Origin of the sequence: Streptomyces sp. NBC_00203 (assembly GCF_045206325.1) — a bacterium.
In the GTDB taxonomy this organism is placed as follows: Bacteria; Actinomycetota; Actinomycetes; order Streptomycetales; family Streptomycetaceae; genus Streptomyces; species Streptomyces lutosisoli.
In genome coordinates this window covers 2,431,684-2,442,984 of record NZ_CP108126.1, presented here as the reverse complement: position 1 = coordinate 2,442,984, position 11,301 = coordinate 2,431,684, and the positions used below count along the sequence as shown (strand labels likewise).

At 68.5% G+C, this 11,301-nt stretch carries 9 protein-coding genes; 3 read left to right on the top strand and 6 right to left on the bottom strand.

Translation table 11 applies throughout. The features are described 5' to 3' along the window. The first annotated feature begins 6 nt into the window (after window positions 1–6). A complete protein-coding gene (locus OG975_RS11270; RefSeq protein WP_406328984.1) occupies window positions 7–1,164 on the top strand; it encodes a right-handed parallel beta-helix repeat-containing protein in 1,158 nt (385 codons plus the stop codon). A gap of 175 nt (window positions 1,165–1,339) precedes the next feature. Here the strand turns inward: OG975_RS11270 and OG975_RS11265 are convergent, their stop codons facing one another. The 4 genes from OG975_RS11265 to OG975_RS11250 all read right to left on the bottom strand — a co-directional run bounded on the left by OG975_RS11265 (window position 1,340) and on the right by OG975_RS11250 (window position 5,417). Continuing rightward, window positions 1,340–3,022: a rhamnogalacturonan lyase B N-terminal domain-containing protein gene (locus OG975_RS11265; protein WP_406328983.1), complete on the bottom strand. Its 1,683-nt coding sequence runs from the start codon at window positions 3,020–3,022 to the stop codon at window positions 1,340–1,342. 31 nt (window positions 3,023–3,053) lie between these two features. Then, window positions 3,054–3,884 carry a pectate lyase gene (locus tag OG975_RS11260; RefSeq protein ID WP_369257510.1) on the bottom strand — a complete coding sequence of 277 codons (831 nt, stop codon included), beginning with the start codon at window positions 3,882–3,884 and terminating at the stop codon, window positions 3,054–3,056. 85 nt (window positions 3,885–3,969) lie between these two features. Further along, entirely contained in the window at window positions 3,970–4,854 is an 885-nt protein-coding gene (locus tag OG975_RS11255; protein ID WP_406328982.1) for a hypothetical protein, read from the bottom strand. Next, on the bottom strand, window positions 4,851–5,417 hold the full coding sequence (locus tag OG975_RS11250; RefSeq protein ID WP_369257506.1) for a SigE family RNA polymerase sigma factor: 567 nt from the start codon (window positions 5,415–5,417) through the stop codon (window positions 4,851–4,853). The genes OG975_RS11255 and OG975_RS11250 overlap by 4 nt, the downstream gene beginning before the upstream one ends. Before the next feature lie 258 nt (window positions 5,418–5,675). Here OG975_RS11250 and OG975_RS11245 point away from each other — a divergent pair, with 258 nt between their 5' ends. Beyond that, window positions 5,676–7,127, top strand: coding sequence for an NCS2 family permease (locus tag OG975_RS11245; RefSeq protein ID WP_406328981.1), 1,452 nt, complete (start codon window positions 5,676–5,678; stop codon window positions 7,125–7,127). A 131-nt stretch (window positions 7,128–7,258) separates the two neighbouring features. On the opposite strand, the gene OG975_RS11240 is transcribed toward OG975_RS11245, so the two are convergent. Both OG975_RS11240 and OG975_RS11235 read right to left on the bottom strand, forming a co-directional pair. After that, a complete protein-coding gene (locus OG975_RS11240) occupies window positions 7,259–8,710 on the bottom strand; it encodes a peptidoglycan D,D-transpeptidase FtsI family protein (protein ID WP_406328980.1) in 1,452 nt (483 codons plus the stop codon). Between the two features lie 115 nt (window positions 8,711–8,825). Then, window positions 8,826–9,599 (bottom strand): IclR family transcriptional regulator, encoded by a 774-nt coding sequence (locus OG975_RS11235; protein WP_028803360.1) that lies wholly within the window; start codon window positions 9,597–9,599, stop codon window positions 8,826–8,828. Window positions 9,600–9,743: 144 nt separating this feature from the next. On the opposite strand from OG975_RS11235, the gene OG975_RS11230 reads away from it, so the two are divergent. Further along, entirely contained in the window at window positions 9,744–11,273 is a 1,530-nt protein-coding gene (locus OG975_RS11230) for an aldehyde dehydrogenase (NADP(+)) (protein WP_406328979.1), read from the top strand. Window positions 11,274–11,301 lie beyond the last annotated feature (28 nt).

The following is an 11,301-nucleotide window of genomic DNA, read 5'->3' as shown; positions in this document are numbered from 1 at the left end:
CGCCCCGTGCGTCAGAGCATCGGACGCCACCGCAGGACCCGCACGCTTTCGATCGCCGCCGCGGTGGCCGTCGCCGCGGGGGCGGGTGGCGTCTACCTCGGCCTCTCGGACAACGGATCGGCACAGGCCGCCTCCACCACGGTCACCGTCTCCACCACCGCCCAGCTCGAGTCGGCCGTCGCCAATGCCGCCGCCGGTACGACCATCCAGGTGCGCGGCGGCACGTACTACCCGACGTCCACGCTGAAGTCCACGGCCAACGGCACCAGCTCTACGCGCATCACGCTCACCGCGTACGGCAGCGAGACGGTGAAGATCGACGGGTCCAAGCTGGCCGCCGGCTCCTGGCTGGCCGGGATCTACGGCGACTACTGGACCGTCCAGAACATCACCTGGCAGAAGTCGCCCGCCCAGGGCTTCGTCGCCACCTCGTCTGTCGGCGGCATTTTCAAGAACCTGGTCACCGCGAACAACGGCGACTCCGGCTTCACCCTGCGCGGCGACGACACGACCAACAACCTCGTCCAGAACCTGGACAGTTACGGCAACTACGACGCGGCGGGCCACGGCCAGAACGCCGACGGCATCGCCATCAAGTTCGGCTCCGGCACCGGCAACAAGATCACCGGCGCGCGGCTCTACAACAACTCGGATGACGGCCTCGACCTCTGGCAGTTCTCCTCGCCCGTCACCATCGAGCACTCCTGGGCCTTCGGCAACGGCAAGAACCGCTGGAGCGACTCGGCGTTCGAGGGCAACGGCAACGGGTTCAAGCTGGGCGGTGGGGGTGTCGCCGTCGCGCACGTCGTGAACAACAACGCGGCGTGGGACAACTCGCTCAACGGCTTCACGGAGAACTCCAACACCGGCGCGATCGTTCTCAACCGGAACACCGCGTACGCCAATGCCGAGGCGGGGTTCTACTTCGCCACCGGCAAGGCGCGGCTCGCGCGGAATCTTGCGGTGAGCAACAAGGGAGGGTTGGACAAGCTCGGTTCGTCCACGGTGTCGGCGGCGAACAACTGGGACAGTGGGGTTTCTACGCCGTCGTTCAAGTCGACGGATGCGACTGCCGCGTATGGGGTTCGTTCGTCGGGTGGGTCGCTGCCGGTTACCTCGTTCCTGACGACGGGGTCCACGACTATTGGCTCGACGATGAACTGAGCTTGCAAGAAGGGTCGTTGGGAGACTGCGGGTCCGTTGTGGCTGGTCGCGCAGTTCCCCGCGCCCCTTACGGGGCGCGCCTACGCGGCGTGTCTTACGAGGTGCGCCATATGAAGTGCGAACGCCCCCGTCGGTCGTCACCGGCGGGGGCGTTCCTCTGCTGACCGAGGGGGGCTCAGGTCAGCAGGTCTATGGAGTCGAACGACGTGCCCGGGCTGAGGTAGGCCGCGCCGGACGAGCCGCTGACGATGTTGAGCTTGAGGACGTTGTACTGGCTCACGTCCGTCTTCCACGCACTGGAAGGGACGTTGAAACTGAACGTGTGGTTGTTTCCCCGGTACGAACCCGTGGTGAGGGAGCGTGTGGAGGGCTGTGTGGGCGCCGAGGGGATGGCCGACACCCAGTCATTGACCGTCACTCGTGGACGCCCGTTGAGGAACGCGTCCGTCACGCCGACGCGCAGGGTGTGCGCGGCGGCGGCCTGGGCGGCGGTCAGCTTGAAGTAGACGAGCACGCCGTCGTTGACGTCCTTCCAGAGGTACGCCGGGAAGGAGGCGGCCGCACCGCTGTCGCCGATGGTGACGTTGCCGGTCCACTTCGCCGCGCGGGCGTCGGAGGGATGCGCGTACGTCATCAGCTTGGCGTTCTTGAACTCGCCGGGCGTGCCGTCCCAGTCGCCGAGCCGCCACAGGGTCTTGGCGGCGGACGGGTCCCCGGTGATCGTCAGGCTGTGCAGCGAGGTCGTCGCGCCGGCCGTCACCTTCACCTCGCTCGTCTGCACGGCGAGCTCGCCCTTGTAGACGGTCAGCGTGTACGTCCCCGGCAGCATCCCCGGGCAGGAGAAGGCGCCCGAGGAGGCCGAGGCCTTCGCCCAGTACTGGGCGGCGGAGTTGGCGAAGCCGACCGTGTAGGCGTACTTCGCGTCCATGCCCTTGAGCCCGACGCCCGCCACCTTGCCGCGCCCCGCCCTGCCCACCCAGCCGGTGATGCCGAGCCCGTCCACCCAGGAGGTGTCGAGGTTCGCGTGGAAGAGGGCGGACGAGGGGGCGCCGCCGTCCGTGAAGTTCAGCACGAACGGGCCCTGGAGCCCGAGGCGCTCGGCCTCCGTCTGCGCCTCGTTGTAGTGCAGGATCTCGTACAGCCCCGCGCCCTTGTCGTTCGAGTGGCGCAGCAGGGAACGGTAGAAGGGGCCGCCGGACGCCTTCTCGTGGTTGGAGCGCACCAGCCACAGCGCGGCCGAACCGGTGCTGAAGCCGATGTAGTCGTAGTCGATCGTCCGCTTGCCCGAGTAGTGCTTGGAGTGCGTGGTGCCGTCCGCGCGCTTCCAGACGTCACCGGCCTCGATGATCGAGTCGGAGGCCTCGATCCAGGAGTCCGAACCCTCGTTGGGGAAGGCCCCGGGCTTGAGGCGGACGATGTAGCGGGTCGCCGTGAAGGAGGCGTCCGCCTTGTTCGTCCACAGATAGACGCTGTTCTGGCCGCTGCGGGCCGCGTACCACTGGGTGATCGCGCCGTGCACCACCTTGACCAGGATGGTCGACCCGGACTGCTTGACGGTTACGGTGGAGGCGCCGAGCCCCGACTCGACGTGTGAGTGCTTGCCGCCGTAACCCTCGTACTCCTTGCCCTTGTAGGCGAGCGAGGTGATGTCGCCGGTGGACTTGGAGACCTTGAAGACGAGGGCGGCGCCTGTGTCGACGACATAGTTCGACCCGTCGTCCGTGTAGCCGAAGGTGGCGGCGGACGCGGACGAGAGGAGGCCGGCGCCTCCCGCGACGGCTGCGCCGGTGGCGGCGACGCCGATCACGGAGGCCCCGAGCACACGTCTGCGCGTGAGGTGCTTCTTGTGCGTGCTCAACGAACGTGCTCCGTCATGCTTGAAGGTTCACTCAGTTGTACGTGATGTCAGATGAAGAGAAGTTGCAGGTGGTTCCGTCCGCGCCGGTGCCGAGTTCGGTCGGCTCCTTGCCGGTGTTGTTGCCCTGGAAGCGCACGCACGTCTTGATCTTCTTCTTGCTGTCGCCGTGGATGCGGATGTTGCGCAGCGAGGCGGTGTCGCCGTAGTTGGCGTTGACACCGACGATCGCCTTGAGCGGCGCCGTCACGTCCACGTCGTTGATGATGATCGTGCGCTTGTACTGCGTCTTGCAGTTGCCGCACGAGCGGACCAGCTTGCCGGAGTTCTCGACCTGGAACTTGCTGACCACCAGCTTGCCCGCGCCGTTGAACTGCAGGACCTTGTCGTCCGCGCCCTTGGCGCCACCGCCGTAGACCTTGTAGACGGCCGACGACGACTTGCCCTTGAAGCTGGCCGCGTCCTCGCCGACGTCCAGCCACCACACGTTCTGCAGGGTGCAGCTGCCCAGACAGTGCACGCCGTCCGCGGCCGGGGTGCCGATGATCACGTTCTTGAGGGTCGCGCCGTCGGCGAGCTCGAAGATGGGGCCCTGGTCCTCGTCCTGGCTGCTGGTGCCCAGGTCGCCGGAGCCGTAGAACTTCGTCAGCTTGCCGTCGTACGTGCCCGACACCGAGATCGTCTTCGACACGGCCTTGCTGCCCTTGGCATCCGGCCACGCCGTCGCCGCGCCCGCCGAGCCCAGCATCGTGGTCGTGACGATCGCCGCTCCGGTCAGGCCGAGAGCGGCGGCGCCGCCGATGACGGCACGCCGCTTGGTGACCCGGCGGCGGTGGCTGGCGCGCTGTTCAACTCGTGCAGTCATGAAGCGAGTTCCTTGGGTGGGAGGAGATCGTTACGTCTCCTGGTCGCCACCGCCGAGGAAAGGGTTGCCGCCGCTTCGGGATTTTTTACGAGTCTCCGTCGGATGCCGTCTCGCCGCTGTCCTGGGCCGCGAAGCCGCCCTTCACGGCGGACTGTTCGCCGTCCGTGGCGGTCGCCGTCATCGAGTAGCTGTCGTCCTTCGCGTCCCGGCCGCCGCGGTCGTGGTCGTACTGGCCGGCGAACACCCACTCGCCTCCCCAGACCGTGTGGTCCGGCTTGAGCACCCAGGTGTAGACGAGGAAGCCGTCCCGCTCGACGACCGTCGTCGTGAAGTCGTCCTCGGGCAGCGAACGCCAGGCGCCGGCGTTGGTGACCCCGCCGGTCTGCCTGATCTTCAACTCGACGGTGAGCGAGGTGAGCTGCTTGCTGTTCTTGAGGGTCACATTGCTCTGCGCCCAGAACTCGTTGCTGTGCGGGTCGACCGAGCCGTCGGACCACAGGGGGCCGTCCTCGATGCCGCTCGCGGCGGGCGGCTGGGCCGTGACGGAGGCGGAGTTCTCGGACGTCGGGCTCCCCGAGGGTGACGAACTCGGCTTCCCGGACCGCTCCGACGTACCGGAACGGTGGGTGGGGTCCGGGTCGACCGGCGCCCGGCTCGTCGCGTCCGGCGACGGATCGGGGGTCGGCGAGACCGCGACGGTCTGCTGCGCCGGGGTGTCGTCCTTCACCGCCGAGGCGACCGCGTAGCCGCCCACCGCGAGGACGCTCGCGACCGCGGCCGTGGCGCCCACGACGCGGGCCCAGCCGAGCAGCGGCGGACGCGCCGCGCGCCGCGAGGGCCGCCGCTCGTCGGCACCGGCCATCCCGCGCTCCACCCGGGCCAGGATGCGCGCGCGGTCGGGCTCGTACGCCTCGGCCGCCTCACGCAGCCCGGCGCGCAGCTCGTCGTGCACGTCCTGCGCCTTGCTCATCGGTCCCTTCCTCCGGCTCCGCCCGTGGGCAGCACTCCCGCGTGCACCCGCATCGGGGCCTCTTCGGTGCCGAGGAGCCGCTTGAGTTCGGCCATGCCCTTCGACGTCTGCGACTTAACCGTACCCACGGAAACACCGAGGGCGAGAGCCGTGTCCTTCTCCGAGAGGTCGAAAGCATGCCGCAGCACGACGCACGCGCGCTTGCGGAACGGCAGTCTGCGCAGCGCTTCCTGGACATCGACCTTGCCCGGTATGTCGGGGTTCTCGGTCTTGTCCTCGCGCTGCGACCAGAACAGCGTGATCCGCCGGCGCTCACGAACGGCGCTGCGGATGCGGGTGCGGGCCAGGTTCGCGACGACACCGCGCGCGTACGCCACCGGATGGTCCGCCGCGCGCACCCGGTCCCAGCGATTCCACAGGGCGAGCAGCGCGTCGGCCGCCAGATCGTCGGCGGCGTCCGGCTCACCCGTCAACAGATGGGCCAGGCGGGCCAGTTCGGCATAGTGCCGATCGAAGAAGGCGTGGAACTCCACGGAGGCTGCGTCGTCGACGACAGTGCCCACGGGCGACCTCTCCTCGCTGCGGCAATTCGGCACCGGTGCAGGTGCGTACATATACGGCCCCGTGTGTCACCTGTGAAGAAATGGTGTTCCCGTGGGGCGAGATGCGAGAGCGTACCAGCCGGTCGTACAGGGCTTCGAACGACGTATGGCAGGCCGAACCCGATTCCGTAACACGGAGAAAACCTGAAACCGGTTCAACGAGGGAACAATCCAGCCAGCATCCGCACACCCAGCACGCAGGTAACGAGGAGTATCGCCATGTCCGAAACCAAGAAGGCGGCCGACCGGCCAACTGCCGCGCCTCCAGCGGCGAACAGCGTCGACGGGTTCTTCAAGATCTCCGCCCGGGGCTCCACCTTCGGCCGGGAGATACGCGGCGGCTTCGCCACGTTCTTCACCATGGCCTACATCCTTGTCCTGAATCCCATCATCCTGGGCAGCGCCAAGGACAAGTTCGGACACCACCTCGACGCCGTCCAACTGACCACCGCCACCGCCCTGGTGGCCGCGGTCATGACGATCATCATGGGCGTCGGCGGCAACCTCCCGCTCGCCCTCGCCGCGGGCCTCGGCCTCAACGCGGTCGTCGCCTTCCAGATCGCCCCGCTGATGAGCTGGGACGACGCGATGGGCCTGATCGTCCTGGAGGGCCTGCTCATCTGCGTGTTGGTGGTGACGGGCCTGCGCGAAGCCGTCATGCACGCGATACCGCAGCCGCTGAAGCAGGCGATCAGCGTCGGTATCGGCCTGTTCATCGCCTTCATCGGCTTCGTCGACGCCGGGTTCGTCACCCGCATCCCGGACATCGCGCAGACCACCGTGCCGGTTCAGCTGGGCGGCACCGGCACGCTGGGCGGGTGGCCGGTTCTCGTCTTCTGTCTCGGTGTCCTGCTGACCATCGGGCTGCTCGCCCGCAAGGTCAAGGGCGCGATCCTCATCAGCATCGTGACCATGACCGTCGTCGCGATCATCATCAACTCCGCCGCCGACATCAAGAGCTGGGGCCTGACCACGCCCAAGATCCCCGACGACGTCGTGGCCTCACCGGACTTCGGACTGCTCGGTCACTTCAGCCTGTTCGGCGCGTTCGGTGAGACCAGCGCCATCACCGTCGTCCTGCTGGTCTTCACCCTCATCCTGTCCGACTTCTTCGACACCATGGGCACCGTCGTCGGCATCAGCGCCGAGGCGGGCCTGCTCGACGAGGAGGGCAAGGTGCCCAACCTCGGCCGGGTGCTGCTGATCGACGGTGCGGCGGCGGTCGCGGGCGGTGCGGCGTCGGCGTCGTCCTCGACGTCGTACATCGAGTCGGCGGCGGGGGTCGGCGAGGGGGCGCGCACCGGGTTCTCGAACCTGGTCACCGGTGGGCTCTTCGCCCTCGCGCTCTTCCTGACCCCGCTGCTCACGATCGTTCCGCTGCAGGCCGCGGCGCCCGCGCTCGTGGCGGTCGGGTTCCTGATGATGACCCAGGTCAAGCACATCGACTGGGACAAGTACGAGATCGCCATCCCCGCGTTCCTGACGATCGCCGTGATGCCGTTCACGTACTCGATCACCAACGGCATCGGGGCGGGGTTCCTGGCCTACGTGGTGATCAAGTCCGTGCTGGGGAAGACGAAGGAGGTCCACTGGCTGCTGTGGGCGGCTTCGGCCCTGTTCCTGGTGTACTTCGCGATCGACCCGATTGAGCAGTTGTTCAACGTGAAGTAGGTGGCTTCCGCAGGCGGGTGGTTGGCTGCGGGTTGAACGTGGCTGGTCGCGCCCACGCGGCGGAGCCGCATATGTCACTGCCCCGCGCCCCTTTGGGGCGCTCCCGTGCGGGGCGCGGGGAAAGTGGACCCTCAGTTTTTCAGTGCTGCCTGCATCATCGCCTTGGCGACCGGGGCCGCCAGGCCGTTGCCGCTGACCTCGGAGCGGGCCGCGTCGGACTGTTCGACCATCACCGCGACAGCGACCTCCTTGCCGTTGGAGTCGGACTTCGCGTACGACGTGAACCAGGCGTACGGCGTCTTGCTGTTGTTCTCGCCGTGCTGGGCCGTGCCAGTCTTGCCGCCCACCGTCGCGCCGGAGATCTGCGCGTTCGTTCCCGTGCCCTCCTTGATGACCGTCTGCATCGCGGACTGGAGCTGCTGGGCGGTGTCGGAACTGACGATCTCCTTGGTCTCCGTGCTGTCGTCGTAGTTCTTCAGCACATTGCCGTCGGCGTCACTGGTCTGCGACACCATGTGCGGCGAGACCAGCTTGCCGTCGTTGGCTATGGCAGCGGACACCATGGCCATCTGGAGCGGGGTGGCGGTCACATCGAACTGGCCGATGCCCGTCAGCGCCGTGGACGACTTGTCCATGTTCGACGGGTACACGCTGGTGTACGCCCGGACCGGCACATCCTGCGTCGTGTCGTTGAAGCCGAACTTCTCCGCCATCGCCTTGACCTTGTCCTGGCCCAGGTCGACGGCCATCTTCCCGAAGACGTTGTTGCAGGAGTACTGCAACGCGACGCGGATCGAGGCGTTCTTGCAGGGCGCCGACGAGCTCTCGTTCTTCAGGGGGGTGGTCGTGCCCGGCAGGGTGTACGGGTTCGGGCTGTCAGTCTTGGCGTCCACGTCCGAGTACAGCCCGTCCTCCAGCGCGGCCGCCGCGACGACCAGCTTGAACGTCGAGCCCGGCGGCAGTGGCTGCCGCAGCGCGCGGTTCACCAGCGGCTTGTCGGAGTCCTTCTTCAGCTTCTTCCAGACGCTGCTGTTGCCCGCGCTGATCGTCGTCGGGTCGTACGACGGTGTCGAGACGACCGCGAGGATCTTGCCCGTCTTCGGGTCGATCGCGACGGCCGCGCCCTTCTTGTCGCCCAGCGCGTTGTACGCAGCCTTCTGGACATCCGGGTCGATCGTCGTGACGACGTCACCCGGGTCGGCGCGCTTGTTGGTGAGCGTGTCGAGCGGGTTCTTCAGCTGGGTGGCGGTCCCGTCGAGCAGGTCCTGGTAGATGCCCTCCAGCTGGGTCGCCCCGTACACCTGCGAGCTGTAACCGGTGACCGCCGCGTACAGACTGCCGTCCGAGTACGTGCGCTTGTACTTGAGGTCGCTGCCCTTCGTCTGCGCGGAACCGGTGATCGCGTCGCCGGCCACGATGATGTTCCCGAGCGGGTTCGCGTAGAGCGCGATCGCGTTCCGCCGGTTTTTCTTGTCCTCCGCGAGCGCCTTGCCGTCGTAGAACTGCACCCAGGTCGCCCTGACCAGCAGGGAGAGCACGAGCAGCAGAGAGAAGACGGCGGCACGCCTGATCGTCTTGTTCATCCCGCTCAAGAAGACGAGCGAGGCCGGGCGGATCGTTCCCTTCCGCCCGGTTTTCTCATGCGCCCTTCATGAAACCGGTGGTCAGCCGGGGGTCAGTCGGGGAGCAGCCGCACCGTCACAGCCTGCGCGTCGCCAGTGTCAGGCGGTCGCGGGCGTCGAACAGGGCGTCCTTGACCATCTGCTCGTGCGCGGGGGTGAGACGGGCCACCGGGACCGAGCAGCTGATCGCGTCGCGGGCCGGAGTGCGGTACGGGATCGCCACGCCGAAGCAGCGCAGCCCCAGCGTGTTCTCCTCGCGGTCCACCGCGAAGCCCTGCTCGCGGACCTGGTGCAGCTCCTCGATGAGCTTCTCCCGGTCGGTGATCGTGTGCTCGGTGAGCGCCGGGAGCGTCTCGGGGAGCATCTTGCGGACCTGCTCGTCGGTGTGGGTGGCGAGCAGCGCCTTGCCGAGGGACGTCGAGTGCGCGGGAAGACGCCGGCCGACCCGGGTGAAGGGGCGCAGGTAGTGCTGCGACTGGCGGGTGGCCAGATAGACGACGTTCGTGCCGTCCAGGCGTGCCAGGTGGATGGTCTCCGTCGTGTCGTCCGACAGCCGGTCCAGCGTGGGGCGGGCCGCGGCGACCACCTCGTCGCCGTCGATGTACGACGTACCGACCAGCAGCGCCCGTACGCCGATGCCGTACCGCGTGCCCGTCGCGTCCGTCTCGACCCAGCCGAGCTCCACGAGCGTACGCAGCAGCATGTAGAGGCTGGATTTCGGATAACCGACGGCCTCCTGGACCGCGGCCAGGGAGTGCATACCGGGCCGGCCGGCGAAGTACTCGAGCAATTCCACGGTCCGCACCGCGGACTTGACCTGCGCTCCGCCGCCTGTCTCGCCTGCCGACATCGCCCTTGACCCCCTCGTTGGACGGGAAATAGTCTCCGCATCATATTCATCATCAGAGACAGCGTTCAGTATATCGAACGCCCCTGGTGGATGACATAAGAACTGCGGTGAAGAACTGCGGCAACACATCTGGAGGGATCCGCGGTGGCAGCAGCACCAGTCTGGAGTGTCGACCCCCGAACCGGGAAGCAGCGTGAACAGGTTGCGGTGGAGGCCACAGCCCAGGAGGTGGACGAGGCCGTGCGCGCCGCGCACGCCGCGCGCCCCGCGCTCGCCGACCGCACCGTGCGCGCCGCGTTCCTGCGCACCGCCGCCGACCAGCTCGAAGGCGCCAAGGACCAGCTCGTCGAGGCCGCGGACGCGGAGAGCGCGCTCGGCCCGGTCCGGCTCACCGGGGAACTCGCCCGCACCTGTTACCAGCTGCGCGCCTTCGCGGACATCGTCGACGAGGGCGCCTTCCTCGACGTCGTGATCAACCACCCCGACGACACCGCGACCCCGCCGATCCCGGACCTGCGCCGCTACAAGGTGCCGCTGGGCGTAGTCGCCGTCTACTCGGCCTCGAACTTCCCCTTCGCCTTCTCGGTCGCAGGCGGTGACACCGCGAGCGCGCTGGCCGCCGGGTGCCCGGTCGTCGTCAAGGCCCACCCCGACCACCCGGGGCTGTCGGAGCTGGTCGCGGCCGTACTGCGCCGGGCCGCCTCCCGGCACGACATCCCCGACGGCGTCCTCGGCCTGGTCCACGGCTTTGAGGCGGGCGTCGAACTCGTCAGGCACCCGCTGGTCTCCGCCGCCGGGTTCACCGGTTCGGTACGCGGCGGCCGTGCCCTCTTCGACGCGGCGGCCGCCCGCCCCGTGCCGATCCCGTTCCACGGCGAGCTCGGCTCGCTCAACCCCGTCGTGATCACCGAGGCCGCCGCCGCCGAGCGTGCCGAGGCGATCGGCGCCGGGCTCGCGGGCTCGATGACCCTGGGGGTCGGCCAGTTCTGCGTGAAGCCGGGCCTGGTGCTGGCGCCGGCGGGCGCGGCGGGCGACCGCCTGGTCAAGTCGCTCACGGACGCCGTCAGCGACACGGACTCCGGTGTCCTTCTCGACCACCGCATGCGGGACAACTTCATCGCCGGTGTCGCCGAACGCGCCGAACTCCCCGACGTGGAGTCCCCGGTGACCCCGGGCGCGGGCGGCGAGCACACGGTGAGCCCCGGCTTCCTGACCGTGCCCGCGCACAAGCTCACGACCGAGGGCGCGCACGACCTGCTCCTGGAGGAGTGCTTCGGGCCGCTCACGGTGGTCGCGCGCTACGAGGACGAGTCCGAGGCCAGCGCGGTGCTCTCCCGCCTTCCCGGCAACCTCACCGCGACCGTGCAGCTCTCCACGGAGGAGGCCGCCGGCGAGGGCCGCGGCGCCGAGATCCTCGCCGAGCTCACCCCGCTCGCCGGGCGTGTGCTGGTCAACGGCTGGCCGACCGGTGTCGCGGTCGCCCCGGCCCAGCACCACGGGGGTCCGTACCCGGCGACGACCTCCACCTCGACCTCCGTCGGCGGTACGGCGATCGAGCGGTGGCTGCGGCCCGTCGCCTACCAGAACGCGCCGGAGGCGCTGCTGCCGGCGGAGCTGCGTGACGACAACCCGCTGGGGCTGCCCCGGCGTTACGACGGGCGTCTGGAGCGGTAGTCCCATTGGAGCTGTGGCTGTCCTCGGG